Origin of the sequence: Variovorax boronicumulans, from assembly GCF_009811375.1 — a bacterium.
Classification (GTDB): Bacteria; Pseudomonadota; Gammaproteobacteria; order Burkholderiales; family Burkholderiaceae_C; genus Variovorax; species Variovorax boronicumulans.
The window spans coordinates 557,110-583,134 of sequence record NZ_BKDH01000001.1 but is presented as its reverse complement, the minus strand read 5'-3'; the positions used below and the strand labels follow the sequence as shown (position 1 = coordinate 583,134).

Annotated in this window: 25 protein-coding genes and 2 tRNA genes; 8 read left to right on the top strand and 19 right to left on the bottom strand. The window is 66.4% G+C overall.

Annotated elements, in window-relative coordinates; translation table 11 throughout:
- The first annotated feature begins 513 nt into the window (after nucleotides 1-513).
- The 5 genes from VHAB30_RS02735 (at nucleotide 514) to VHAB30_RS02715 (ending at nucleotide 7,883) form a co-directional block, all read left to right on the top strand.
- Nucleotides 514-2,073, top strand: a complete 1,560-nt coding sequence (locus tag VHAB30_RS02735) for a DNA cytosine methyltransferase (protein ID WP_216850687.1) — start codon at nucleotides 514-516, stop codon at nucleotides 2,071-2,073.
- Complete coding sequence (locus VHAB30_RS02730) at nucleotides 2,070-4,100, top strand: ATP-binding protein (protein WP_216850686.1); 2,031 nt, start codon at nucleotides 2,070-2,072, stop codon at nucleotides 4,098-4,100. The genes VHAB30_RS02735 and VHAB30_RS02730 overlap by 4 nt, the downstream gene beginning before the upstream one ends.
- Nucleotides 4,100-6,418: a Z1 domain-containing protein gene (locus tag VHAB30_RS02725; RefSeq protein WP_159278256.1), complete on the top strand. Its 2,319-nt coding sequence runs from the start codon at nucleotides 4,100-4,102 to the stop codon at nucleotides 6,416-6,418. The genes VHAB30_RS02730 and VHAB30_RS02725 overlap by 1 nt, the downstream gene beginning before the upstream one ends.
- A complete protein-coding gene (locus VHAB30_RS02720; protein WP_159275725.1) occupies nucleotides 6,411-7,364 on the top strand; it encodes a PD-(D/E)XK motif protein in 954 nt (317 codons plus the stop codon). The genes VHAB30_RS02725 and VHAB30_RS02720 overlap by 8 nt, the downstream gene beginning before the upstream one ends.
- A 195-nt stretch (nucleotides 7,365-7,559) precedes the next feature.
- Entirely contained in the window at nucleotides 7,560-7,883 is a 324-nt protein-coding gene (locus VHAB30_RS02715; RefSeq protein WP_159275724.1) for a hypothetical protein, read from the top strand.
- A 25-nt stretch (nucleotides 7,884-7,908) separates the two neighbouring features.
- Here VHAB30_RS02715 and VHAB30_RS02710 read toward each other — a convergent pair whose 3' ends face one another.
- Nucleotides 7,909-8,181 carry a hypothetical protein gene (locus tag VHAB30_RS02710; RefSeq protein WP_159275723.1) on the bottom strand — a complete coding sequence of 91 codons (273 nt, stop codon included), beginning with the start codon at nucleotides 8,179-8,181 and terminating at the stop codon, nucleotides 7,909-7,911.
- 260 nt (nucleotides 8,182-8,441) lie between these two features.
- Complete coding sequence (locus tag VHAB30_RS02705; RefSeq protein ID WP_159275722.1) at nucleotides 8,442-8,855, bottom strand: hypothetical protein; 414 nt, start codon at nucleotides 8,853-8,855, stop codon at nucleotides 8,442-8,444.
- Nucleotides 8,856-8,964: 109 nt separating this feature from the next.
- Between VHAB30_RS02705 and VHAB30_RS02700 the strand changes: the two genes are divergently transcribed.
- The gene (locus VHAB30_RS02700) at nucleotides 8,965-9,141 is read left to right on the top strand and encodes a hypothetical protein (protein WP_157627325.1); all 177 of its coding nucleotides are present in this window, start codon (nucleotides 8,965-8,967) and stop codon (nucleotides 9,139-9,141) included.
- A 139-nt stretch (nucleotides 9,142-9,280) separates the two neighbouring features.
- Here the strand turns inward: VHAB30_RS02700 and VHAB30_RS02695 are convergent, their stop codons facing one another.
- From VHAB30_RS02695 to VHAB30_RS02680, 4 genes are all read right to left on the bottom strand, one after another.
- Nucleotides 9,281-9,844, bottom strand: coding sequence for an HNH endonuclease (locus VHAB30_RS02695; protein WP_159275721.1), 564 nt, complete (start codon nucleotides 9,842-9,844; stop codon nucleotides 9,281-9,283).
- A 43-nt stretch (nucleotides 9,845-9,887) separates the two neighbouring features.
- Nucleotides 9,888-9,961, bottom strand: a tRNA-His gene (locus VHAB30_RS02690).
- 35 nt (nucleotides 9,962-9,996) lie between these two features.
- Complete coding sequence (locus tag VHAB30_RS02685) at nucleotides 9,997-10,209, bottom strand: short-chain dehydrogenase (RefSeq protein WP_159275720.1); 213 nt, start codon at nucleotides 10,207-10,209, stop codon at nucleotides 9,997-9,999.
- 140 nt (nucleotides 10,210-10,349) lie between these two features.
- Nucleotides 10,350-10,426, bottom strand: a tRNA-Pro gene (locus tag VHAB30_RS02680).
- A gap of 284 nt (nucleotides 10,427-10,710) precedes the next feature.
- Here VHAB30_RS02680 and VHAB30_RS02675 point away from each other — a divergent pair.
- Nucleotides 10,711-11,040: a hypothetical protein gene (locus VHAB30_RS02675; RefSeq protein WP_159275719.1), complete on the top strand. Its 330-nt coding sequence runs from the start codon at nucleotides 10,711-10,713 to the stop codon at nucleotides 11,038-11,040.
- Between the two features lie 3 nt (nucleotides 11,041-11,043).
- Nucleotides 11,044-11,460, top strand: coding sequence for a hypothetical protein (locus tag VHAB30_RS02670; protein ID WP_159275718.1), 417 nt, complete (start codon nucleotides 11,044-11,046; stop codon nucleotides 11,458-11,460).
- A gap of 6 nt (nucleotides 11,461-11,466) precedes the next feature.
- Here the strand turns inward: VHAB30_RS02670 and VHAB30_RS02665 are convergent, their stop codons facing one another.
- The 13 genes from VHAB30_RS02665 to VHAB30_RS02605 form a co-directional block, all read right to left on the bottom strand.
- Nucleotides 11,467-11,934: an acyl-CoA thioesterase gene (locus VHAB30_RS02665; RefSeq protein WP_159275717.1), complete on the bottom strand. Its 468-nt coding sequence runs from the start codon at nucleotides 11,932-11,934 to the stop codon at nucleotides 11,467-11,469.
- Nucleotides 11,931-12,464 (bottom strand): MarR family winged helix-turn-helix transcriptional regulator, encoded by a 534-nt coding sequence (locus VHAB30_RS02660; protein ID WP_062473285.1) that lies wholly within the window; start codon nucleotides 12,462-12,464, stop codon nucleotides 11,931-11,933. Before VHAB30_RS02660 ends, VHAB30_RS02665 begins: the two co-directional genes overlap by 4 nt.
- On the bottom strand, nucleotides 12,461-13,237 hold the full coding sequence (locus tag VHAB30_RS02655; RefSeq protein WP_139702005.1) for an SDR family NAD(P)-dependent oxidoreductase: 777 nt from the start codon (nucleotides 13,235-13,237) through the stop codon (nucleotides 12,461-12,463). The genes VHAB30_RS02660 and VHAB30_RS02655 overlap by 4 nt, the downstream gene beginning before the upstream one ends.
- 53 nt (nucleotides 13,238-13,290) lie before the next feature.
- Complete coding sequence (locus VHAB30_RS02650; RefSeq protein WP_159275716.1) at nucleotides 13,291-14,040, bottom strand: SDR family NAD(P)-dependent oxidoreductase; 750 nt, start codon at nucleotides 14,038-14,040, stop codon at nucleotides 13,291-13,293.
- Nucleotides 14,037-15,626 carry an ATP-dependent acyl-CoA ligase gene (locus VHAB30_RS02645; RefSeq protein ID WP_159275715.1) on the bottom strand — a complete coding sequence of 530 codons (1,590 nt, stop codon included), beginning with the start codon at nucleotides 15,624-15,626 and terminating at the stop codon, nucleotides 14,037-14,039. The genes VHAB30_RS02650 and VHAB30_RS02645 overlap by 4 nt, the downstream gene beginning before the upstream one ends.
- A complete protein-coding gene (locus VHAB30_RS02640) occupies nucleotides 15,616-16,347 on the bottom strand; it encodes an ABC transporter ATP-binding protein (RefSeq protein ID WP_095950531.1) in 732 nt (243 codons plus the stop codon). The genes VHAB30_RS02645 and VHAB30_RS02640 overlap by 11 nt, the downstream gene beginning before the upstream one ends.
- Entirely contained in the window at nucleotides 16,344-18,131 is a 1,788-nt protein-coding gene (locus VHAB30_RS02635) for a branched-chain amino acid ABC transporter ATP-binding protein/permease (protein WP_095746373.1), read from the bottom strand. Before VHAB30_RS02635 ends, VHAB30_RS02640 begins: the two co-directional genes overlap by 4 nt.
- Entirely contained in the window at nucleotides 18,128-19,183 is a 1,056-nt protein-coding gene (locus tag VHAB30_RS02630; RefSeq protein ID WP_159275714.1) for a branched-chain amino acid ABC transporter permease, read from the bottom strand. The genes VHAB30_RS02635 and VHAB30_RS02630 overlap by 4 nt, the downstream gene beginning before the upstream one ends.
- Before the next feature lie 55 nt (nucleotides 19,184-19,238).
- Nucleotides 19,239-20,402, bottom strand: coding sequence for an ABC transporter substrate-binding protein (locus tag VHAB30_RS02625; protein ID WP_095746374.1), 1,164 nt, complete (start codon nucleotides 20,400-20,402; stop codon nucleotides 19,239-19,241).
- Between the two features lie 39 nt (nucleotides 20,403-20,441).
- Nucleotides 20,442-20,906: an aromatic-ring-hydroxylating dioxygenase subunit beta gene (locus VHAB30_RS02620; RefSeq protein WP_159275713.1), complete on the bottom strand. Its 465-nt coding sequence runs from the start codon at nucleotides 20,904-20,906 to the stop codon at nucleotides 20,442-20,444.
- Nucleotides 20,903-22,222 carry an aromatic ring-hydroxylating dioxygenase subunit alpha gene (locus VHAB30_RS02615; protein ID WP_159275712.1) on the bottom strand — a complete coding sequence of 440 codons (1,320 nt, stop codon included), beginning with the start codon at nucleotides 22,220-22,222 and terminating at the stop codon, nucleotides 20,903-20,905. The genes VHAB30_RS02620 and VHAB30_RS02615 overlap by 4 nt, the downstream gene beginning before the upstream one ends.
- 141 nt (nucleotides 22,223-22,363) lie before the next feature.
- A complete protein-coding gene (locus VHAB30_RS02610; protein ID WP_159275711.1) occupies nucleotides 22,364-23,506 on the bottom strand; it encodes an ABC transporter substrate-binding protein in 1,143 nt (380 codons plus the stop codon).
- 43 nt (nucleotides 23,507-23,549) lie between these two features.
- Nucleotides 23,550-26,006 (bottom strand): penicillin acylase family protein, encoded by a 2,457-nt coding sequence (locus VHAB30_RS02605; RefSeq protein ID WP_159275710.1) that lies wholly within the window; start codon nucleotides 26,004-26,006, stop codon nucleotides 23,550-23,552.
- Nucleotides 26,007-26,025 lie beyond the last annotated feature (19 nt).

The following is a 26,025-nucleotide window of genomic DNA, read 5'->3' as shown; positions in this document are numbered from 1 at the left end:
CCTTCGCCCAACCCACAGACCAAGGAGAGGTCGTCCCCGATATGCAGCCATCGGATTCCCCAGTAAAAGCTCTGGCGGATATCGTATTTCATCTGCACGACCTCATCTTTCGTAGCCAAAGCATCTACCACTATCCCAGTCAACTCCTTCCGAGGCTCCAGACCATTGCACGATCAAGGCAGCTGCAGTCGCAAGTTTTGACGAGCTGCCAGCTTCACTACACTCCGTCACGAAACGGCGAAGAACTTCGGCCCGATCGATTGACTGCCATTCTGGAGTGCGACGCCCGCAGTTCCAGGCGTTCATCGATGCAGGCTGGAGCGCACGATATGAATAAACCTGACGCAGCCTTGTCAGGGCCGGCCCCAACTGGCTGTCCCGGAGCAAGTTCCTGATGAGAGAGATCGGATGCCCATCCACCATGTTCTGCAGCCGCTGCAGTCCTCCAAGACGCCTGAAAAGCCCCGAGCATCCCGCTCCGACCTGGCTCCACGCCCTCCGAACCCGCCTCTTGTGTCCGACGTCGACAGCGAACTGATTCGCGGCAAGTTGCGCCGCATCCAGGGCGGTGAATCCATCCGCTATATGGACATGTTCGCCGGGTGCGGCGGCATTTCGCTCGGCTTTCTGACGGCTGGTTTTACGCCGGTTGCCTCCATAGAAAGCGATCCCTGGGCCGCACGTTCCCACGGTGCGAACTTCGGCCCACGCTCCACTGGAGGAGATCGCGCCGCCCACCACACCTCCCGCGATGCGGTTACTGAAACTGCCGAAACAGTTTTTGCTGACTTGGAGCTTGATGGCGCCACAGACAACCAGATTGACGTGCTGGTAGGCGGTCCTCCCTGCCAAGCCTTCGCCCGCGTGGGTCGGGCCAAGCTCCGTGAGCAAGCACGCCTGCGCGAGGAAGTTACCGCTGACCAAGCCTTCCTGGTCGACGGCCGTGTGAGCCTTTGGGAGCGCTACGTCGCCTTCATCCGGGCGACAAAGCCGGTAGCACTGCTGATGGAAAACGTCCCGGACATCCTCAACCACGGCGGCAACAACGTGGCCGAACTGGTATCGAAGAGCCTTGCCGAAGAGGGCTACGACGTCGCCTACACGTTGCTTAATGCTGTGTGGTACGGCGTCCCTCAGATGCGCGAGCGGATGATACTTGTGGGCTTTCATCGATCCACGGGAATCAAGCCGCGCTTTCCAGCCCCCACGCACCACTTGGTGCTGCCGTCCGGGTACATCAGCTCAAAGAACGCTGCTCGACGCGTCCTGAAGGCTGAGGGCTCCGAACATCACCGCTGGATTGCCGACCCGATAGCCGACGCACCCCCTGCGACATCGGCCTCGGATGCTCTCGCCGACCTGCCGCCTCTTTACGCGGAGGAAATGCTTCGCACCGGCCGCATCCGACGCGGGGCGAAGGACCCGTCCGAGCCAGTGGACTACACCACGAACAAGCCGAGCACGGCTTACTCGCGGCTGATGCGGGAATGGCTGGGCTTTGCCACCAAGGCCACAACCGGCCACGTTTTTCGCTACCTGCCGCGGGACTACAAGATCTTTGCAGAGGTTCAGCCTGGTTGGGAGTATCCGCAGGTTCATGCCTACGTTGAGAAGAAGATCGCGACATGGCTCGCCAGTCGAAAGCGGCGCGGGCTACCAACCGACCCCCGCGACCCCGATGTAAGTCACTTCGTCACGTCCTGGCGCATTCCCTACGACCCGACAAAGTTTCCAAACAAGTGGTGGAAACTTCGTGCCGAGACGCCTGTACGCACGCTGATGGCGCATCTTGGCAAGGACTCGTACTCCCATATCCACTTCGACTCAGGACAGGCCCGCACGATCACCGTCCGAGAGGCTGCCCGACTTCAATCCTTCCCGGACGGCTTCATTTTCAAAGGCTCGATGAACCCGGCCTTCAAGCAGATCGGCAATGCGGTGCCTCCACTGTTCGCCTATGCCATCGCGCGTGGAATGCGAGAGTGCCTGGGTGCCCCCGAAACGCCTGACATGCGCGTAGCACTGCTCGGCTTGCGAAAGTCACAGATCAAGACCACGGAAGGGACGAAGTGAAGTTCACGATTCTTCGACTCCTTACCCACTCGGAACTCGGCATGTTTCACGAGTACCGTCGCCAGGGCAAGGAACGCGGCAAGCAGCGTGCGATCAACTTCGACTGGGACGTAGTCGACAAGGTGTTTCCCTCCGCAAAAGACTCAGACATCATTGCCATCGATTGCAACCGCCTCGAAGACGCGAACACAGTCATCAAGGTACCGTCCTGGCTCAAGCGGCAGCACAGAAACTGGCGACTCGAAGGCGATTGCCCGATCTCGCCCTATTACGACTACGTCGATCCCGGCGTCTTGTTCGCGATGGTCGTGGACGCTTCGATGACACCGGCAAAGGCATCATGGGTGGCTCTCCCTCTGGATCACCCGGCCCGCACGGCCATCGTGAACCACGGCGAAAGCGCCCGCCTCGGCCAGTCCGCGATGATCGCGTTGTACGGAGATGAAGGCGCGTACTGCCATGCAGTGCTAGCGGAGTACTTCCCTCAACTTTTCAAGGAGGCCGAAACAGTGCCCGTGACGTCCCAACCCAAGGCCGACAAGAGCAACGACTACGACGACGTCGCACCTGACCCGCTCGGACTGTTCAAGATCCTGGCACGCGCCGGGCACAGCCTTCCCAGCGCTGTCGCCGACCTCGTGGACAACAGCCTTTCCCATGAGGCCAAAGAGATCGACATCACCTTTCCGAATCCGAACGATGGCGGCAGGTGGATGTGCATCCGCGACGACGGCACAGGCATGACACCCGATGACCTGCGCAACGCGATGAAGATCGGGCACCAACGCGAATACGACGACGCCGACCTTGGCAAATTCGGCTATGGACTCAAGGGCGCTGCTTGGTCTCAGGCTGATCGCCTGACGGTGGTATCAAAGGCTGCCGGAGACAAGACCGGCACTCTCACTTGGGACAAGGAGCACCTTGCGAAGACACGGCGCTGGGAATTGTTGAGCAACACCGTCACCCCAGAGCACGCTGGCGTCGTCGATATCGGTGAATCAGGTACCGCAGTCCTGCTCACGCAGATGCGCCCCACCATGGAACCGACCAAGGGCAAGGGAGAATCTCCATACGCCTTGGAGCTGGCTGCAATCAAGGCACACCTGGAGCTGGTTTTTCACCGCTACCTGGAGGGCAAGGTGCCGGGCCGGGAGAAAGTGATCATCCGACTCAACGGCGAACCATTGAGAGCCAACAACCCGATGGGTCACCCGTTGACCAGAGTCTTCGAAGAACGTCGTATCGAGCTTCCAGCCCTGGAGTTCGACAAAGTGCCGGTACTTTCTGTTCGTGCGCACGTCACACCGAACGAAGCTGAGTTTGACGACTACATCAAGCTGATGCCCCCCTTGGAACAGCGCGTCGAACGAGACCGCCTCTCTCTGAACGGGCGAGCAAATGATGCACAAGGCTTCTATTTCTACCGTCTCAATCGCCTCATCAAGTGGGGCGGCTGGGAGGACCTCTTTGCCAAAGACGAACACACCAAGTTGCTTCGCGTCGCTGTGGACTTCGACCGACTGGCAGAAGAACAGCTCCAGGTGGATATCAGCAAGCAACTCATTCGTCTGCCTTTCGCCGTCGCCGACCACCTTAAAGAACTTCTGAAGGCCCCACGTGCAGCGGCTCGAAGCCGGTATGACAAGAAGATAAAGTCTACGGACCAGCAACCCACCGCGGGCGGCAAGAAAGGTGCATCCGGCTCTTCCACGACGAGCTCTCCTGGAGGCGGCAGTTCGGACGCTCTCTCTCCTTCAAATGGACAGCCTGTCGCCGGAACCACGTCACCCTCCCCCCCGAAAAAGGACAAAGTCGCACTTCGCCTTGTCAGCACGGGCTCCACACCGTGGGAACGCAAACTCGGCTTCGGCGGTGAGCATGTCGAGATCACGCCGCAAGTGCCTGCGTTGGTCGCGCTTGTACAGGTCATTGAGAAAGACGCTGAAGCCAAGGCGGCTCTTTCCGAATTCCTCCGTGTACTTGAGGCCGCTGGCGTACCGGGTCTCTTGACGGACAAACCTTGATGGCTGGCAAGTTACCGCCGCGCTTGACTCTGAAGCCCAGACTCGAGCTCTGGACCGACGGGACATCCTGGACGAACTGGTCTCGACACGAAGCGTTCCTGCTATCCCAGCCAAAGTGGCAGCCCCACCAGATCGCGTCAGTCGCCGAAGAATCACTTCGCATCATCTCGAAGACCACACCTGCAGGGCGCCCCAACTTTCAGTGTCGCGGTTTGGTCGTCGGATATGTCCAGTCCGGCAAGACGGCGAACTTTACAGCCGTCGCCGCGCGGGCGGCCGATGTCGGCTACCGGCTGATCATCGTGCTGTCGGGCATTCACGATTCACTGCGAAATCAAACCCAGCGACGACTGAACCGCGAGCTGGTGGATGTCGGCGTCGACTGGATCACGCTCACCGATGAAACCACCGACTTCCACGAACCACCCGTTGCCGATGGCTTCGCCTCCACCGGCACCGTACTGATCGTTGCAAAGAAGATCACGCCGATCTTGACGCGAATCAATCAATGGCTCGGCAAGCTGGAGGGCCGGCTCAACGAAGTTCCGGTGCTGCTCATCGATGACGAGGCCGATCAGGCTTCCATCAATACACGCGGAAATCGTCGCGATCCGAGCGTCGATGAGGAGACTTCTCCCGACGAAAATACCGCGCCTTCTCTGACCAATGCATTGATCCGGGACATCCTGAACAAGATCCCGCGAGCGACCTACATTGCCTACACCGCAACGCCTTTCGCGAACATCCTCATTGATCCCGACGCAAGCGACAGCAAGGTTGGTGAGGACCTGTTCCCCAAGGACTTCGTGGTACAGCTCCCGCGTCCTGACGGCTACACCGGCACAGAAGAACTGTTCGGCGTGAGTGCCGAGGGGCGCGATGTCCTGCGACCCGTAGACGCCGCGGATGTGAAAGCTCTGAAGCCAAAGCAGCGAAAGAAAAGCGAGGCCGTTGTGGCTCGAGGGCCGCTCGATCTACCTCAGTCGCTGTCCGACGCGCTACTGACATTCGCACTCGTTGGCGCGATCAGACTGCTGCGAGGTCAGACGGGCAAGCCACACACAATGCTCGTGCATGTGTCCCAGCTTCAACGGGATCAGGCACGTATTGGCTCGGCCATTGAGGAGCAGATCCGCACTTGGTTTCATCACGAAGAAGCCGAACCCGGCGTGCTCCGGCGGATGATCAAGTCCGCCCTGACCAGCCTTGGCGCCGTCGAGCTGCCAGCAACCGAAGAAGCGGTACTCGAAGAAGCAGTGAACAATCTCGCCCGCGCGGAAGTCGTGGTCCTGAACAGCACCACGGGTGGCGAGCTGGAATACGACGAAAAACCCGGACGCCAACTCATCGCGGTCGGCGGCAACCGACTGTCGCGCGGGCTTACGCTCGAAGGACTCACCGTTGCCTACTTCTTGCGCACGACCACCCTCGCTGATGCACTGCTTCAGATGGCTCGCTGGTACGGCTTCCGCACTGGCTACGACGACCTGATACGAATCTGGACGACCGACGGTATCGCTCAATGGTTCGTCGAACTCGCACTTGTCGAGGAGTCTCTACGGGACTCGATCACGGCGTTGAACAGGGCCGGACGGCGACCCGACGAGATGGCGATCCGAATGCGCGCGCACTCAAAGCTGCTTCTCACGAGCAAGGCCAAGAGCAAGATGCTGACGGACGACGCTCGCTCATGGTCTGGAGAAAATCCCCAGACCATCCTGTTCCCTCTGCACGACGGTGATGCACTGGAGCGGAACCTTGAGCTGGCGTCGGGTCTGCTGCGTCAGCACCCGCCAACGCAGGATGCGCACGGTGGGGCAATCGCGCACGACGTCCCTGCGGAAGACGTCGCACTGTTCCTGCGCCAGTACGAGGGGCACCCGAGCAGTATTGCGTTTCAGGGCGCCGAGATAGCTGACTGGATCCTGGAACGCGCTGTGGCGGGAGAGCTCGTCAACTGGACCGTTTTCATTGCCAATCCGCAGCGTGATCGGCAAGTGCTCTTGGGAGGTCGGCCTTTCGGGCTTGTGCATCGCTCGTTACAGGCGAACGAATCAATCGGCATTCTTATTGACCCGCGTCATGAGGGCATAGGCTTGCACGGAGGGCCAGAGAACTACCGTGTGACCTCCGGATTCAGTGCACGAGCCATGCGTGAGGATCGCCCTCCTTCTCAGGGGCTGCTGCTGCTTTACCCGCTCGACCCGGAGCCGTTGCGTGCGCCGACACAAGCAGTGCTCGGCGTGGCGCTGTCATTCCCACGAACCACTGACGGCGAGCATCGACTCGTCGCGAATCGCGGGCTGCTTCATGAGTGAAATCACATCAGAGCGCTGGACGAGGCTGCGCGAACTGCGCTCCCGCCATGAGCCCCTCTACGAGCTCGCCATCGATGATTTCACGAACGCCCTCCTCGGCATTACGGAAGATGGACGACTGCATCTCCTGATCGCTGTCGACGTTGCCCCCCAGAACCTGCCGCCGGACCTCCAGAGCATTCAGGTCCGCGTAGTTGAGGGTGAGCAAACCTGGCTCGATGTATCGGCCCGTAGTCACCACGAGGAGCTGCTCACACTGGTCGCGAACAAAGTGCTCTATGCGATTCGCACAGAGGGTCGCGATCCAGCCCTGTCAGTCGATCGAATCATCGACGATGTGCGCGCAGCCTTGCGTCCGCTTGCGCCGGATCTCGGTGCAAGTGAGCAGATCGGCCTTTTCGGTGAACTCTGGGTGCTCACAAATGTCCTGTTCCCGACGGTTGGATCTCGAATCTGCCACCTCTGGAGCGGACCCGACAGCGAACGCCACGACTTTGTAGGCCAGGGGCTTCACATCGAGGTGAAAACCACAACTCGCTCCGAGCCGAAGCATGAGATTTCGCGCCTTGATCAGCTTCGAGCACCTCCCGGGAAACGCTTACTCCTCGTTAGCGTCCTCCTGGAGCGAACCCTGGGGGGCGACGAGACGCTTGCGGACCGCGTGGATGAAATTCGGGAAAAACTAGGAAATGACGGGCGCGCCATCGATGTGTTTGAAGCACGACTGGCTCAGCTCGGGTGGCACGAGGGTCTGCGGCAGACCGGCTCGTTGCTGCGATTCACCTTCCGTGATGTCCACGTATTCGAGGTCGCAGGAGAGTTCCCTCGATTGCCCGATGACTACACGCCGCCACTTGGCGTCTCTGGCATCAAATACAGCATCAATGTTGGAAGCTTGCCGTCGCTCGGTGTCACTGAGGTTCAGACGATCCTGACGCTGGTCTGATTCACAACCCACCGGTACGTACCTCGCGATCTGATCGCGCAGAGCGGGGCCCTCATACGATGCCAGTGTCATGAAATCGATTTGACAAGGCATTGCGCGGCAACGAGACATCGGCTCACGCTCTCCAAGGGTAAACCATTCGATTTAACGGATGCGTTGGCACCTAGAGTGTTGAGTTCATCATCGAACGCCGTCATGACCAGCACTACCTACAACTTGATTCGCCAAGCCATCCTGGACAAACGCAACATCAATGCAATGTACGAAGGGCTATTTCGCCAACTCTCCCCTCATGCCATTGGCCTGGGCAGAGATGGTCAGGAGCAAGCGCTCTTCTACCAGTATGCGGGAAAGAGCAAGAAGGGTTTGGCACCGGCCGGTGCCCCTTCGAACTGGCGATGCCTCCCGATAGCCGCGTTGGCAGATGTCGTCCTGAATGACGATGCTTGGCAGAGCGCCGGCAATCACTCCAAGACTCAAAGCTGCGTCAAGCAAGTGGATCTTGAAGTGGCGTTTTGATATTGGCCAGCAACATCTCTTGGCCCTATCTATTTGACGCGTTTGACTGTTCCGGACATGTCGCCAGCTGTTGGAACAGCCGCTCCGCATCATCCACAAGATCAGCGGCAATCCACATGATGTTGTCTCGATGCTGCGCTCCAATCGCATCGAACCATTCACTGCAGTCACCATGGCAACAACTCAGCAGAGATCGCAATTGCGTCAGCTTGTTCTCGAGGATGTCTGACGCATCCGGCTGGTGGGTTGCATCGTGGGATTCGGGCGTGGTTCGCCCGGCGATAATTTGATCAGCCATTTGGTGTGCGCTCTTTCCAAAGTTTTGCACGTCACTTGGTCAGACGGTCAGGGTGTTAGCGCACCCTGGCCGTCGCCTTTTGTGCCTCACATCGACATCGCTGCGGCGTGCATCGATGTCTCGCTGTGAGGCGCGGCGGTCGTTCAAATGTAGGGAGAGAAGCGCGTCAGCGGAAGACTCTCACGGTGAACAAATGAGGACTCGCGTCGACTTGTAGTCGCGCACGCGAAGGCAATCGCGCTGCGAGCCGCTCGCCCACCTCAACCCGCACCCGCAGCCCACGCCTCCACCCGCCGCACCAACGCATCCCGCCGCGCCACCACCTCCGCCAACAGGTACTGCCGCGCCTGCTCTTGCGCCACATCGCTCGACAGAAACCACTGCTCGCGCTCGGCGCTGCCTTGCGGTGGCGGGGTGCCCCACCCTGCTTCACCGTGTGCGCCTCTGAACGCTTCGGTCATGGGCAGGCGGCCGTCGGTCTTGCCGATGCTCGACAACGCATCGGGCGGGCCGTCGAGCGCGATGCGCACGTGCACGACGCTCTCGCCTTCGGTGCGGATCGATGCGCCCAGGCCGCCCTCGCGGTGCACGCGCCACAGCTCGGCCGCGGAGGCGTTGCGGACCCAGCTCTCCAGGGCGCGGACCAGGCTCTCGAGAATGATTTGTTGGTTCATGAGGAATATTTCACACGTTTCTGTCTGGTGTCGGCAAGCGGCCACGGTGCGATGGGGCCAAAAAGCCGTTGTAACTTCTTGCCTTGGCGCCTGCGCTATATTTCTTGGCATGGAAAAGGCATCCGACATAGGCAAACCCACGGTTCCGATCGATCTGATCGGGCCGGAACATTGGGTCCGTTCACGGCGCGGCCCTCGCCGTACGACAAAGGTGCTCTTCATCTTGCTCGGCGGGCTCGCAGCAGCCACCGCAGTGGCCTACAGCTTCTTCGGCGCGGGGCGCTGAACACAACAAGCCACTCGCGCCTTCATTCATTCACACACGCATCGCTCGCGCACCGCGAGCCGCACAAGGCAAAGCCCGCTGTCCGTTGATCCAACGGAAGCGGGCTTTTCTCTTTGTGCGCGTGCACGTGCACATCGCGCTACTGCAGCCGCGAGCCGCGTGGCAGGCGCCTGGCCAGCCACTCGTGCACGTCCGCTCGGATGTTGCGGCCTTCGAGCAGAAAGTTCTCGAAGCGGCTGGGCACGTACGGCAGGTAGACCAGCGGCATGCCGGCTTCTTCGGGCGTGCGCGCGGCCTTGCGGTTGTTGCAGACGGCGCAGGCGCTGACGAGGTTGGTCCAGCTCCACGGGCCGCCGCGCGACTCGGGCATGACGTGTTCGCACTGCAGGTCGCGGTCGGCGAACACCTGCGCGCAGTAGGCGCAGGTGTGGCGGTCGCGGCGCAGCAGCTTGGCCTTGGTCACGCCGGGCACGACGTCGAAGAGGTTGATCTTCGACGCACCGCGCAGCGCGATGATGGGCGCGACGTCGATGCGCGACTGCACACCGCGCGCCACGTTGAAGCCGCCGCGCAGCGTGGCCAGCGGCAGCGCGCCGTCTTCCCAGGCCACGTTGCCCGTGGCGTAGTGCAACACCGCCTGCTCCAGCGAGATCCAGGCTTGCGGCGTGCCCTGAATATCGAGTTGCAGGACGTGTGAATGCATGACGAATCGCCTCCCTTCGCGGCGATGGCTTGTGGTGAACGGATGGGGTGCACGAACGGAATCGAACCGTTGTCAGCGGGACCACAACCCGCGGCTCTGCCATTGAGCTACACGCACCATTGAAGAAACAGAAGACGAGCAGTGCTGAGCTGCTACCACTCGCCCGACGCGCGCACGCGCTGGTCGAGGTCGAGGCTGTCGAGTGGCGCCTCGCTGCCGCCCGGCAATGCCGACGCGCGATCGGCCACGTAGCGCGGCCCGAGCCCCACGCCGAAGCGCTGGGCCAGCGACCACACCATGTGCCTGCGCGGCAGCGGCGCCGGGTGCACGGCGATCATCCGGATCGGTGAGTTGCGCTTGCGCATGAGGGCCTCCTTGGTGGGTGACGAAAAAAGAAAGTAATGACTTGAAAAATGTCCGGTGACGGGTTCCGGCGCCGCCCTATCTTTGCGGCCGGTTTCCGCGGGCGGGCCACGCGTTGGCATGGCCCGGTCCCGCTCGGGTGTGGTCCGTGTGGCAGGAGTTGAACCTGCGACCCTCTGGTCCCAAACCAGATGCGCTACCAGGCTGCGCCACACACGGAAGAAAAACCAAGAAAGCCTGCCGCGCTTCCATTTCGGTTGTGTCCTCACGCGACGGGCCGCGCGCTGGGCGCGGCCCCGTCGAACGTCGCTGCACAGGAGTGATCAACTCATGCACATCCCGCCAGACCGTCGACGCGGCAATTTCTGGCGGTGGGGTGAAGGCACACCCGAAATGGAAAGCGGCAAAAACAAAAAGGCCCGGAACCTTGCGGTGTCCGGGCCTCTTTGCGAGAGAGCTTGAGAGATGCGCGCCTACGCGCGACCTCCACCCGGGGGCACCTGATGAGCCTCGAACTGACCACCCACGCGCAGACGGGCTGCGGCTTTGGCGGCGTACGCGGTGTTCAGGTGCGAAGACAACGACAGGGGCGACGGCATGTCGAAACCATGGCAGAACCCGACGCGCACGAGCGGTCGGCCCGAGGCGGGTCGAATGCTGGTGAGGGTCAGTGCGGTGTTCACGATGGTTCCTGGTCAAAAATTGCCGCTGTCGGCTGTAAGGGGTTGGAAAAAAGGGACGGCTGCTGCCGTGAATTGGAGGCAACTGTAAAGAGTGTTTACGGCGACGTCAACAACCGGGACAATCTTTTCTTGTCTTGTTGTTGTTTTTGAACAGTGCCCCATACCACCGTCGCGCGCCGCCGCAATGCGCTTGTGCTGCATCGCCGCTTTCTCGAGGACGCCGTCGCGGCGGGCCTGCCCGCCAAGGGGCTCGATCAGGCGTTCGCACGCAAGCTCGAAATCTCTCCGAGCATGTGGAGCCAGATCAAGAGTGCGCGGCCCATCGGCGACAAGCTCGCGCGGCAGATCGAACGGCACTGCGACGTGGCCGCCGGCTGGCTCGACGAAGACAACACTGCGCCTTCGGAAGCACCGCCCGATGCGGCGGAAGAACGCTTCGTGGCGGCCGCGCGCGAGGCGTGGCGCCAGGCCAACGCCAAAGGGAAACGAGAGCTCAGCGGCTGGCTGAAGAAGCACGCGCAGGAGAAGAAGGCGCTCGAGCCTGCCGACGGCCCTGCGCCGGCGCTCTAGCCTCTCTCAGGTCTTGCCAGCGGGCTCGGCAACGGCCAGCGCTGGCGCATCGCGCAGGATGGCCGCGCGCATGTCGTCGGGTACGGCGATGGCGCGGTGGGTGTCGAGCGAGGTCGTCACCAGCACCTGACGCACCTGCATGCGCAGCTCGCCCGTGGTGGGCTCGAAGCAGCGCAACGCGAGCGTGATCGAGCGCGAGCCCAATTGCGCGACAGAAAGGCCGAGCATCACGCGGTCGCCCATGCGGCTCACGGCGCGAAAGTCGGCGTCGAGCTTCACGGTCGGCAGGCCGACGCGGCGCTCGCCGATCAGTGCGTGGTAGCCCACGTCGAGCCCCTCGCTCACCCAGTCTTCGACCAGGCCGTTGAGCATGACGAAGTACTGCGGATAGAAGACGATGCCCGCCGGGTCGCAGTCGGAGAAACGGATCAGGCGCGGGCGCTGGAACTCCACACCACCGCCCTCGCCGCTCATGCGCGGTCCTCGACCGCGCCGTCGCCGCGCATCACGTGCACGCGCAGCAGCCCGAGCTGGTTGTGCATCTGCTTGACGGTCTTCATGTCCAGGCCCGAAAACATCTCGAGGATCCACTGCTCGTGCTCGGTGGCCATGGCTTCGAAGGCGTTGCGGCCTTCGGGCGTGAGGCTCACGATCCAGGCGCGGCGGTCGTCGGGGCTGGGCGCACGCGCCACCATGCCTTCGCGCTCGAGCTCGTCGGTCAGGCCGGTGACGTTGCCGCCGGTGACCATCAGGTAGCGCGAGAGCACGCGCATCTTCAGGCCGTCTTCGTAGCGGTACAGCTGCGCCATGTAGTCGAAGCGCGCCAGCGAGATGCCGAAGCGCTCGCGCAGCCGGCGCCGGATCTCGGCCTCGATCTGCGTGGTGCTCGCGAGCATGCGCAGCCACAGCTTGAGCATGGCGTGGTCTTCATGGCCGGCGCGGGCTTCGTGGCCGAGTTCTTCGGCGTCGCTCAGCACGGCGTGGGAGGCATCGTTGCGACTCATGTGACTTCTCCTCCTGAAACGGAGATCGACTGGCCCGTGACCGACGCGGCGCCTTCGCCGCACAGCCAGCGCACGGCGTCGGCCACTTCGGCGGGCTGCACGATGCGCTTTTGCGGGTTCACGCTGGAGAACTCGGCCAGCGCATCGGCTTCGCTGCGGCCGGTCTTGCCGACCACGTTGGCGACGCTGTTGCGCAGGATGTCGGTGTCGGTGTAGCCCGGGCACACGGCGTTCACGGTGATGCCCTTGCGCGCCACTTCGAGCGCCAGCGCGCGCGTGAGGCCGATCACGCCGTGCTTGGCCGCCGTGTAGGCCGACACGTAGGCGTAGCCCTTCTGCCCCGCGGTGCTGGCGATGTTGACGATGCGGCCCCAGCCGGCGTCGAGCATGTCGGGCAGCGCGGCCTGCGCGCACAGGAAGCTGCCGGTGAGGTTGACCGACAGCATGCGCTGCCACAGCTCGACCGAGGTCTTCAGAAACGGCGCGCTCTCGGCGGCGCCCGCGTTGTTGACCAGCACGGTCACAGCCCCGCGCTCGGCCCGCGCCTGCGCAAAGGCCGACTGAACAGCCTCCGGGTCGGCCACGTCGGCCGCCACCACGCCGTGGCCGCTGCCGGCCAGGGTCTCGGCCACACGCTGCAGGGCCTGCGCATCGCGGCCCAGCAAGGTCAGCACAGCGCCCTGGGCGGCAAGGGTGCGGGCGATCTCTGCGCCGATGCCGCGAGCGGCGCCGGTGACGAGGGCATGACGGCCAGTGAGCGAATTTGTGTGCATACCTGAATGGTTTAGTTCTGAATCATTTTAGCCATTTGCGCACCAGCAGGGTGCTACCGCATGAAACGGCCGCCGTTGAGGTCCAGCGTCGCCCCGGTCATGAAGGCCGCGGCCGGCGAGGCCAGGTAGACGACGGCGGCGGCCACCTCGTCGGCCAGCCCGAAGCGGCCCAGCGGGATGCCGGCCTTCAGCGCCTGCTGCCGCTCGGGTGGCAGCGCCGCGAGCGCGGGGCTGTCGATGGCGGCGGGTGCCAGCGCGTTCACGGTCACGCCGTGCGGCGCCAGTTCCTGCGCAAAGGCACGCGTCAGCGCCAGCAGGCCGGCCTTGCTGGCCGCGTAGTGCACGCCGGTGGCGCTGCTGACCTGCTGCCCGGCCAGCGAGGCCAGGTTGACGATGCGGCCCGCGCTACGTTCGCGCATGTGCCTTCCCGCGATGCGGCAGCCGAAGAAGCTGCCACGCAGGTTGATGGCGAGCACGTCGTCCCACTCGGCGGGCGTGATGTCCCACAGCGAGGTGGTCGGCGTGCGCGCCGCGTTGTTGACCAGGATGTCGACCGCGCCGAAGTGCGCCACGGCCTGCGCGAAACGGTCGCCGAAGGCCTGCTCGTCGCGCACGTCGAGCGGCAGCGCGAGGCCGTTCACCTCGGTGGCGACGGCCTGTGCATTGGCCTCGTCGATGTCGGCCACCGCCACACACGCACCGGCCTGCGCCAGCCCGCGCGCGATGGCCGCGCCCAGCCCCTGCCCGGCGCCGGTCACGAAGGCCACGCGCCCGGCCAGCGGAAGCGTGGTGGCGTGCGTCATCCGGCTTTGGCGGGCCGACCGTCCCAGGTCTGCGGCCCCACTCCGCGCTCGCGCAGCTTGAACTTCTGCACCTTGCCGTTCTCGGTGCGCGGCAGGTCGGGCAAGAGGTCGATGTAGCGCGGCACCGCGAAGTACGGCAGGCGGCCTTCGCAGAAGCGTGCCAACTCGGCCGGGTCGATGACGACGCCTTCGCGCGCCACCAGCGCGGCCATCACCTCGTCTTCGGCCAGTTCGGAGCGCACGGGGTACACCGCGCACGAGGCCACGCCGGGGTGGCTCAGCAGCACCTGCTCGACCTCGAAGGACGAGATGTTCTCGCCGCGCCGGCGGATCGCGTCCTTGATGCGGTCGACAAAGCGGAACGCGCCGTCGGCATCGCGCACCACGCGGTCACCGGTGTGGAACCACAGGTTGCGCCAGGCCTCGACGGTCTTCTCGGGCATGTGGAAGTAGCCGCTGGCAAAGGCATAGGGCTCGTCGGCGCGCAGCAGCAGTTCGCCGGCCTCGCCGGGCGGCAGCGGCACGTCGTCTTCGTCGGCCACGCAGGCCTGGAAGCCGGGACGCAGCCAGCCCATGACGCCGCCGCGCGGCGAATCGGGCGCGGTGGCAATGGCGAAGTTGGTTTCGGTCGAGCCGTAGCCTTCGAGCAGCGCCACGCCCGTGCGCGCCTTGAAGGCCTGCCCCGCCGCGGCGGGCACGCCGGGGCCGAGGCCGGTGCGCACGCGGTGGTCGCGCTCGCCCTCGCCCTCGGGCTGGGCGAGCAGGATGGGCACCATCGCGCCGAGCAGATAGACCACGGTCGCGCCGTTGGTGCGCATCGCCGGCCAGAAACCCGAGGCGGAGAAGCGCGACTCGAACACCACCTCGGCCCCGGTGAGCGCGGCCTGCGCGAAGGTGTTGAGCGCGTTGATGTGAAACAGCGGCAGCGTGGTGCACAGCACGTCGTCGCGGCCCACGCCGAGCACCTCGGCGCTGTTCACGCCCCACCAGAAGTACTGCGCCTGCGGGCAGATCACGCCCTTGGCCGGGCCCGTGGTGCCCGAGGTGTAGAGGATGGCGAGCGGGTCGCCCGGCTGCACCGCAGCGGGCGGCAGGGCCTGCGCGCCCGACGGGTAGGCCGACACGCGCACGCCGGCGGGCGGCGTCCACGGCGTTTCGGCCTCGCCGACCACCCACACCTCGCGCAGCGCCGTGCGGGCCAGGTCGGCCGTCGCCAGCCGATCGAGAAAGCCCGCCTCGATCACCAGCAGCTTCGCCTCGCTGTTCGCGAGGAAGTATTCGATCTGCGGCCCCATCGATGCGGTGTTGACCGGCACGACCGAGGCGCCGAGCCAGCCCGCGCCGAGGAAGGTGTCGAGGAACTCGATGCGGTTGCCGCACATCACGGCGATGCGGTCGCCGCGCGCCAAGCCGTGCTGCGCAAGTGCGCCGGCGCGCGTGGCCGCCGCATCGGCCGCGTCGGCGTGCGTCCATTGCCGGCCCGCGATGCGCAGCAGCGGGCGAGCGCCGAACAGCGCCGCCTGCCGCTGCAGCATGGCGGGCAGCGTGCGCTGCGCCGGCGGCACCGCGCGCGGGTCACTCGTCATCGTGCGTGCCTCCGCCGAGGTAGGTGGCCTGCACGCGCGGGTCGCTCGCGAGGTCACCGGAAGCACCCGACAGCGCGATCTCGCCCGTCTCCAGCACATAGCCTTCGTCCGAGCTTTCGAGCGCGGCGCGTGCGTTCTGCTCCACCAGCAGGATCGACACGCCGTCGTCGCGCAGCTTGCGCACGATGGTGAGGATGTCGCGCACGATCAGCGGCGCAAGGCCCAGGCTGGGCTCGTCGAGCATCAGCAAGCGCGGCGCCGACATGAGCGCGCGGCCCACCGCCAGCATCTGCCGCTCGCCGCCCGAGAGCGTGTCGGCGCGTTGCGCGCGGCGCTCGGCCAGGCGCGGGAAGCGGTCGTACACCGATTGCAGCTGCCGCTTCATCGCGTCGCCGCGCAGCCGCTTGGCGTAGGCGCCGAGCTGCAGGTTGTCGAGCACGGTCAGTTCGCCGAACAGTTCGCGCCGCTCGGGCACGAGGCACAGCCCGCGCTCCACGCGCGACTCCACATCGAGCCCCTGCAGGTCTTCGCCTTCGAAGCGCAGCGTGCCCTTGCACGGCAGCAGGCCCATGGCCGCGGCCAGCAGCGTGGTCTTGCCCGCGCCGTTGGGGCCGATCACCGAGATGATCTGGCCCCGCTGCACGTCGAGCGACACGCCGCGCACCGCCTCCACCTGCCCGTACGACACGTGCAGATCGCCAATCTCCAGCATCGCGGTCATACAACGCTCCCGAGGTATGCGGCCTGCACACGCTCGTCCGCGCGCACCGCCGACGGCACGCCCTCCACGAGCTTGGAGCCGAAGTTCATCACCACCAGACGGTCCACCAGTTTCATCACGAAGTCCATGTCGTGTTCGACGATCAGGATGGTCACGCCCTCCTCGCGCAGCTTGCGCAGCAGGTCGCCCAAGGCCATCTTTTCCTTGCGGCGCAGGCCGGCCGCGGGCTCGTCGAGCACCAGCAGCACGGGGTCGGCGGCCAGCGCGCGCGCGATCTCCAGGATGCGCTGCGTGCCCAGCGGCAGGCTGCCCGCGAGCTCGTGCGCGCGGTCGCCCAGGCCGATGCGGTCGAGCTGGCGCTGCGCCTCCTGCAGGATCTGGCTTTCTTCCGTGCGATCGAGCCGCAGGCCCGCCTTCAGGATGCCCGAGCGCGTGCGCGAGTGCGCGCCCAGCGCCACGTTGTCCAGCAGGCTCATGTGCGGGCGCAGCTTCACGTGCTGGAAGGTGCGCGCCAGCCCGAGCCGCGCCACCGCGCGCTGCGGCATGCCGGCAATGTCGTGCTCGAGAAAGCGCACCTGGCCCGCGCTCATCGGCAGCGTGCAGGTCAGCAGGTTGAACATGGTCGACTTGCCCGCGCCGTTGGGCCCGATGAGGCCGATGATCTCGCCCGCCTTGACGTCGAAGCTCACGTCGTTCACCGCCACCAGCCCGCCGAAGCGCTTCACGGCGCCATTGACCGACAGCACCTGCGTGCCGCGCGCCGGCAGCTGCCGGTGCGGCAGCGGCTCGACCGGCGCACCGGTGTAGCGCGAGGCACCCTGCGGCGCGGCGCGCCGGCGCGTCCAGCGCCGCAGCAGGCCCATCACGCCGCCGCGCGCAAAGTGCAGCAGCAGGATAAAGAGCGCCGCGAAGGCCACGGCCTCCAGCTGGCCCGCGCGCTGCGTGAGCATCGGCAGCACGTCCTGCAGGCCGTTCTTCAGCACCAGCACCAGCGCCGCGCCCACCAGCGCGCCCGCCAGCTGCCCGAGCCCGCCGGCCACGGCCATCAGCAGGTACTCGATGCTGGCGCGCACGTCGAAGGGCGACGGGCTCACGAAGCGGTTCATGTGCGCATAAAGCCAGCCCGCCAGCCCCGCGAACAGCGCCGCCGTGACGAACAGCGACAGCCGCACGCGGTAGGCATCCGCCCCCACGCTGGCCAGCAGCGTGGCGCCGCCGCGCAGCCCGCGAATCGCGCGGCCGGGCCGCGACTGCAGCAGGTTGTGGCTGAACAGGCAGGCCAGCCCCACCACCACCCAGATCAGGTAGTACATGGCGCGCGGATCGGCCAGCGACCAGCCGCCGATCTGCAGCGCCGGGATGTTCGACAGGCCCGTGTGGCGACCGAGCGCATCGACGTTGCCGAACAGCATCGCGATCGACAGCCCCCAGGCGATGGTGCTCAGCGGCAGGAAGTGCCCGCCCAGGCGCAGCGTGAGCATGCCGATGGCCAGCGCCGACAGCCCCGTGAGCAGCAGCGCGAACAAGAGCCCCAGCCACGGCGAAAGGCCCTGCGCGGTCGTGAGCCACGCCGTGGCGTAGGCCGCGATGCCCACGAAGGCCGCCTGGCCGAACGAGGTGGCGCCGCCCACGCCGGTGAGCAGCACGAGGCCCAGCGCCACCAGCGCACCGATGCCGATGTCGTTCAGCAGCGAGACCGTGAAGCTGCCCGCCACGGCCGGCACCAGGGCCAGCACGACGATCACGCCCGCGATCCACGCCATGCGTTTCGTGTTGCCGTTCATTGGTCCACCTCGTCTTCTTCCTCTTCCGAATGGGCCGCCATGAAGGAGCGCAGCATGAGCACCGGGATCAGCAGGCTGAACACGATCACGTCTTTCAGCGCGCCGCTCCAGAACGACGCGAAGCTCTCGACCACGCCGACCGCCAGCGCGCCGATGGCCGTCATCGGGTAGCTCACGAGCCCGCCGATGATCGCGGCCACGAAGGCCTTCAGGCCGATGATGAAACCCGAGTCGTAGTACATGGTGGTCACCGGCGCGATCAGCACGCCGATGAGCCCCGCCAGCAGCGAGGCGCAGCCGTAGGCCAGCAGCGCCGTGCGCACCGGCCGGATGCCGACCAGCCGCGCGCCCACGCGGTTCACGGCCGTGGCGCGCAGCGCCTTGCCGGCCACCGTGCGCTCGAACACCAGGAAGAACAGCCCGCTCAGCACCACGGCCGCCCCCACCATCAGCACCACCTGGCCGCTGACCGTGAAGCCGTCGCCCAGCGTGAACACCGCGCTCGTGAGCGGCGTGGTGCGCGAGCCCTCGGGCCCGAAGAACAGCAGGCCCAGGCCCGACAGCAGGAAGTGCAGCGCCAGCGACACGATCAGCAGCACCAGCACCGAAGCATCGGCGATCGGCTGGAACACCACGCGCGCCAGCAGCGGCGCGATGGGCACCACCAGCAGCACGGCCACCGCGATGTGCACCGCCACCGGCACGCCGGGCCGCGCCGCCAGCCAGGCGAGCACGCACGGAATGGCGGGCAGCACGCCCCACATCAGCACCGCCTTCGGTATGCGCGCGGCCTCGCCGCGCAGCAGCAGGCTGCCGATCTCGGTGGCCAGCGCCAGCGCGGCCAGCACCGCGACCATGCCGATGGTCGGCGGCACGCGGCCGGTTTCGAAGGCCGCCAGCGACAGGGCGGCAAAGGCCGCGATGTCGCCGAACGGCACGAACACCACCCGCGTGACCGAGAAGATCAGCACCAGCCCGAGCCCGGCCAGCAGATAGACGGCACCGTTGGCCAGGCCGTCGGTGACGAGGATCAATGCCACGTCCCAGTTCATAGAAAAACCTCTGTCGGAGTCATCGTTGTCGTTGTCGTGAAGGGAAACAGGAGATTCAAGGGGCGAGCTTCCATTGGCCGTTGTCGAGCTTGACGATCACGCGCGCGCGCTCGTCCACGCCGTACAGGCTGCCGGGCTTGAAGGTGTAGACGCCGTGCGTGCCGACCACCTCCTTGGTGCTGAAGATCGCGTCGCGCAGCGCCACGCGGAACTCGGGCGTGCCCGGCTCGGCCTTCTTCATGGCGCGCGAGGCTGCGTCCACAAACACCAGCCAGCCGTCGAACGAGTAGGCCGAAAAGGCGTCGCTGGTGGGTGCGTTGTTGACCTTCTGGAACACGGCGCGGAAGTCGGTCGCGATCTTCTTGGTCGGGTAGTCGGCCGGCAGCTGCTCGGCGACGATCACCGGGCCCGTGGGCATCAGCGCGTTCTGGCCGGCCGCGCCGACCACGCGCACGAAGTCGGGGTTGATCAGGCCGTGCTGGCCGTACACGCCGCCCTTGAAGCCGCGCTCCTGCAGCGCCAGGAACGGCAGCGCGCCCGGTGTGCCGGCGCCGCCGGTCATCACCGCGTCGGGGCGCAGCGCCACGATCTTCAGCACCTGGCCGGTCACCGAGGCGTCGGCGCGTGCGTAGCGCTCGTTGCTCACCACCTTGATGCCGGCGCCCGGCGCGGCCTTCATGAGGGCCTCGTACACCAGGTCGCCCCAGGCGTCGGAAAAGCCGATGTAGCCCACGGTCTTGACGTTGTTGCGCTTCATGCGCTCGACCACCGCGTCGATCATGAGCTGCGTGGGCTGCGCCACCGTCATGACCCACGGGTTCTCGTTGGGGTCGAGCAGGATCGGCGTGAGGCCGATCATGGGCGTCTTCGCCTCCTTGCCCACCTGCGCCATCGCGATGGCCGACGGCACGCCCGAGGTGCCCATGAGCACGTCGACCTTTTCGTCCTCGATGAGCTTGCGCGCGTTGCGCCCGGCCGTGGTCGGGTCGGAGCCGTCGTCGAGCACCACGAGCTGGATCTTGCGGCCGTTGACCTCGCCCTTGTAGGCCAGCGCGGCCTGCATGCCCTTGGCGTACGGCACGCCCAGCGAGGAGTTGGGCCCCGACAGCGACACGCTGAGTCCGACCTTGAGGTCGGCCGCCAGTGCGCTCGCCACACCACAGGCGGTCAGCGCCGCGGCGAGGGCACCGCGCGTCAAGGTCTGCATCAGGTTCTTCATGTCGTAGCTCCAGTGAGGAAGGATGGAAGGAACAGAAACTCAGATGAACAACTGGATCGCGGGCAAGGCGCGCGTGGCATTGAGCAGGTCGATGCGCTTCTCGCGGATGGACCAGCCCGTGGGGGTGCGAATGAGGTGGTGGCGGGCGGTGCCGCTCAGCAGGATCTGGTCGTCGCCGCGCGCCTCGATGTAGAGGAACGGCGTGCGCAGGCGCACGTCGTCGGTGCCCTCTTCCTCGATGCGCGAGGGCTGCAGCACATGCTGGCTGTGGCTGGCCGGATGCTGCGAATGCGCGCGCGGGTTCTTCAGCCGCTCCACGCGCAGCTGCAGCAGCAGCCGGTCTTCGTAGGCCAGCGAGTTGTGCGAGAACGGATCGGCCTGCGCCGCGCCGAGCAACGGCACCCAGTAGTGGCCGTCGTCGGCGAACAGGGCCAGCCAGTCGTCGAAGCGGCGCGCGTCGAGCAGGGCCGCCTCGTGGGCGATGAAGTCGCGCGGGTCGTTCATGCTGCCACCTCCGGCGTCATGGCCCGGGCCCAGGCGCGGAACTGGTTGCGCATGAGCAGCTCGTTGGTGCCGTTGGTGGTCACCGTGGCCTGCTGCGTCTCGGCCGGGTCGTGGTTGCGGTGCAGGCTGATCCATTCGTTGCCGCCGGCACGCAGGCCCTTCTGGATGCTCTCGAACAGGTGCACGTCGTCGTGCGCCACCACCGACATCGGCGAGAACACGAGCCGGTTGTAGCTCATGGCACGCTCGAACAGCAGCGCGGGGGCACCGGCCGCGCGGAAGCTCCAGGCCTCGATGAGCGTGCGGTCGGCCGCGAGCGGGCGGATCACGCGGATGGCCTGCGGCGAGCCCTTGACCGACAGGCTGGGGTACAGCACCGAGTTCTGCGGCGAGCGCTGCAGGATGTCGGCGGCGCGCTCCACGCCGTGCGCGGCCTGCATCGCGGCCTCGTACTCGGGCAGCTGCGCGTAGTTGGAATGGATGCTGAAGTTCACGCCCAGCACGCTGTGGCCGTTGGCGAACACGCGCCCGCCCATCTGGTCGAAGAACTCGTAGCCCGAGCCGAAGGGCAGGATCTGCTCCATCGCCATCGGCTTGGGGTCGCTGGGCGCATGCCCTTCCCACAGCGCCTCGGCGGCCTTGGTGGCCGACTCGTGCGTCGACATCGGGTGCACCGTGTCGTTGATGTTCTCCAGGTACATCTTCCAGTTGCAATGGACGATGTTGCGCAGCACGCCACCGCCCACGGTGAGCCTGCCCTCGGGCGAGCGGTCGACCATGTTGTCGAGCGCGCCCAGCACATCGCCGAAGTAGTCCTCGAACGAGGGGCCGGTGTCGGACAGGCGCACGAACACGAAGTCGCGGTACACCTTCACGTGCCTGACCACCGACAGCCCCTGCCCCGACTCGCAGGCCTTGAGCTGCGTGCCCTCGTAGCCGTTCTTCAGCGGCAGGCCCAGCGGCGCGCCGTCCAGCTTGTAGGTCCACGCGTGGTACGGGCAGCGAAAGAAGCGGCCGGTGTTGCCGCTCTCGTCGGTCACCAGCTGCGTGCCCTTGTGGGCGCAGCGGTTGTACATGACGTGCACCGCACCGTCGGGCTGGCGCACCATGAGCAGCGGACGCCCCGCAATCTCCTGCGTGACGAAGTCGCCCGACGCCGGCACCTGACTGGCATGGCCCAGGAAGACCCAGGTGCGGGCGAACAAGCGCTCCTGCTCCAGCGCGAACAGCTCGTCGCTGAGGTACAGGTCGCGGTGCACCCGGTCGTCGCGGACCAGCGCCGCGACGAGATCGGGGCGGTTGCGGTAGGCGGTCATGTGATCGTGCTCCTGCTTCGAGCTATGTCAGCGTGCCGCCGAGGAACACCGTGGAACCGGCTTCGCCGGGCCACTGGTGTTGCCCCCGGTAGGGGGTTGGCGAAGCGACACGAAGTGCGCGCAGCCTGGGGGCGAGCCAGTTCATGGAACGAGCTTCCACTGGCCCTTGTTCATCTGCACGATGACCACGCCGCGCTGGTCCGAGCCGTAGCGGTCGTCGGGCTTGAAGGTGTAGATGCCGTGCGTGCCCACCAGCTCCTTCGTGCCCACGATGGCATCGCGCAGCGCCGTGCGGTACTGCGGCGTGCCGGGCTCGCCCTTGGTGCGCGAGGCCGCGTCGGCCAGCAGCAGGTAGGCGTCGTAGGTGTACGACGAGAACGCATCGGTGGGCACCGCGCCGTTCGCCTTCTGGTAGGCATTGCGAAAGCCCATCGCGACCTTCTTGATGGGGTTGCTGTCGGGCAGCTGGTCGGCCACCAGCACCGGGCCGCTGGGCACCTGCAGGCCGTCGATGGCCGTGCCGCCCACGCGCACGAAGTCGGCGTTGATGAGGCCGTGCGTGCCGTAGATCTTGCCCTTGTAGCCGCGCTCGGCCAGTGCCAGGTAAGGCAGCGCGCCCGGCGTGCCGGAGTTGCCCGCGAACACCGCGTCGGGCCGCGCCGCGACGATCTTCAGGATCTGCCCGGCCACCGACGAGTCGCTGCGCGCATAGCGCTCGTTGGCCACCACCTTGATGCCGGCGGTGGTGGCGCTCTTCACGAGCGAGTCGTAGGCCAGGTCGCCCAGCGCGTCCGAGAAGCCGATGAAGGCCACCGTCTTCACGCCCGACTTCTGCATGCGCTCGACCACGCCCGCCACCATGAGCGGGAACGGCTGCGACACGGTGACGGTCCACGCGCCGTCCGCGCCCGGAATGGTCACGGGCGTGGGCGAGATGAGCGGCGTGTTGAGCTCGCGCGCCACCGAGGCGATGGCCATCGCGCCCGGCACGCCCGAGGTGCCGATGAGCACGTCGACCTTGTCTTCGGTCACCAGCTTGCGCGCGTTGCGCCCGGCGGTGGTCGGGTCCGAAGCATCGTCGAGCACGATGAGCTGCACCTTGCGCCCGCCGATCTCGGGCCGCTCGGCGATGGCCGCGCGGATGCCCTTCTCGTAGGGCACGCCCAGCGCCGCGACCGGCCCCGAGAGCGAGCTGATGAAGCCGATCTTGAGGTCTGCCGCCGCCGCACCGACGGCGGTGAAGGCGGCCAGCAGCGCGAGGCCAAGGCGGGAGATTTTCTTCATGGGAGCTTCCTCTTCGGGGGTTGGAATGGGGACGAGGGACGGGTCAGTAACGCAAGGTGCGGCGCGATTCGAGGTCGGCATCGACCTGCGCGGGCGTGAGCCGCTCCGGCTTGCATTCGAAGCGCTCGAACAGCGCCAGCTGGTCGGCGTAATGGCGGTCGCGCACGCCGGCCGGGCTCACGAAGCCGCTCTGCCCCGGCGCCGCGACCGAGCACATGTCGAGCGCGCCCGGGCGCAGCACGACGCGGTAGTTGAGCGTGCCGCGGTTCATGTAGGGGCTGACCTCGGGCTCGTCGCCCGCGCCGGCCCACGGCACGCCGATGGCGTTGATGCGCGAGAAGCGGTGCCGCACCACGGGCGTGGTCCACGCGGCCATGTCGGGCCCGAGGCGGGTGCGCAGCTCGCCCACCGCATCGGTCAGCGCCGCGCGCACCATCGTGCGCGGGTCCTGCCCGTTGAAGAAGTCGTGGCGCTGCGGCACACCCGAGGCCGGGCCGCTCAGCGCGTTCCACAGCAGCTTCGCCACGGCCGCGGGCTGGGCGCTGCCCGGCGAGCCGCGCGGCGTGAGCGTGGGATAGCCGAGGTTGGCGTAGGTGGCGAACACGGCTGGCGGCAGGTCGTCGGCCAGCAGGCGCCGCGACATCGCACCCAGCCACGCGCGCAGCACGGTGGTGGCGCGGTTGTCGTAGACCTCACCGCCCGGGGCGACGCGGTTCTTCAGGTCCCAGTTGGCGAGCAGGTCGGCTGCGCGGCGCGCGGGGTCGCCGGCCGGCAGGCCTTTGGCCGCGTCGACGATGAGGGGCACGAAGTAGCGCGCGTTCAGGTCGGCCAATGCCGCGCCCTGGCTCACGCGCCAGACCTCGTCGGCGCCCAGCTTGGCCGTGCCCTGCAGCTGCGCGTGGATTTCGGCCACGCGATCGACGTGCGAGAAGTTGGCGCCGTCCGCGCGCAGGCCTTCGGCGATCTGGTTGTTCCAGCTCGCGAGGTAGCCCTGCGCGGGGTTGTAGGCGCGCGGGTTGGCGCTGAACGGCAGGCTGCCCTGCCACTCCATGCTGCCGTCGCCGCGCGCGGGAAAGCGGATGTCCTGCGTGGCCGGGCGGCGCGGCATGCGGCCCAGGCCCACGGCGCCGATGTTGCCCGCCACGTCGGCATAGAACCAAGTGATGGATGCGGCCACGCGCTCGCCCTGCGCGAGAAAGCCCGACCAGTCGCGCGCCCGTGCGGCACGCGCCCAGCCGAGCATGGTCTCGACCTCGCGGCCCTGCCAGGTGCTGCGCGCGGTGTAAGCGCGGGCGTTGTCCACGTCCCAGCTCTGCACGAAGCCGTGCACCGTGGCGTAGATGTCCACGCTCTGCGGCGCGGCGCCCTTCACGCGGATCACGTCGGTGCGCCGGGTCATCGGGCGGTAGGCGCCGTCGTAGCGGTACTCGTAGCGGTTGGCCGGGTTCAGTTCTTCCTGGTAGATGTCGTTGGTGTCGAGCGAGCCCACCGTCGAACCCCAGGCGATGGTGCCGTTGGTGCCGAAGAGCACCGGCAGCAGGCCGATGGGCGTGAGGCCCGTGAGGTCGTAGCCCGCGCCGTGCAGGCCGATGCCGTGCACGAACGACGGGTTGTTGAAGCCCTGCTGCGGGCCGTTGTACAAAACGGCCACGCCCTCCTTGGTGCGCGAGGGGCCGAGCACCCAGGCGTTGCTGGCGGTCGGCATGCCTTCGGTGGCGGCCAGGCCCATGCGGGCGACCTGCGTGGCGCGGAAGTCGGCCGCGGCCTGCGCGGAGACCGGCGCGAGCGCGGCATCGCCGGGCTCGGCGCTTGCCAGCCGGTTCGCGTTGCCGCGCGGCACGATGGTCGGCGCGGTCGGGTCTTCGAGCCAGCGCAGCTGCTCGTACAGCTGCAGGCCGGCCACGTCGCCGCGCGCCGCCTTGAGCTGGTTGAGCAGCGAGAGGTTCGCGACCTCGGCGGTGCCCGCGAAGAAGCGGTTGAGGATCAGGCCGATCCAGACCATGGCCACGTCGTCCGCGGTCCAGGGCGCCGGCTCGAAGCCGTTGTCGATGAACTCGCGCGGCATGAGCTTCGCGCGGTCGGCCAGCACGTCGCGGATGCGCGCGTTGACGCCCGCGGCATAGCCTTCGAACATGGCGCGGTCGTCCGCGCTCAGCGCGTCGATCTGGCGGCGGATCGACACCGGATCGATGTTGGCGCGCGTGGCCTTGTCGGTCGCGACGAACTCGGCCCCCAGCACCTCGGCCACGCTGCCGTTGCCCGAGCGCCGCGCCATCTCCAGCTGGTAGAGCCGGTCTTCGGCGACGGCATAGCCGAAGCCGTGGAACAGGCCGCGCGTGTCGCTGGCGTAGACGTGCGGCACGCCGTAGCGGTCGCGCTTGATGGTGACCTCGCCGCTGCCGCCCGGGGCGGTCGCGGCGCAGCCGGCCAGCAGCGCGGCGGCGAACAGCACGGTGCCGGTCGCGCGCCGGCGGCGCAGGGAACGAAGCAGCGGGTGCATGGGGTGGGCGGCGTTCATC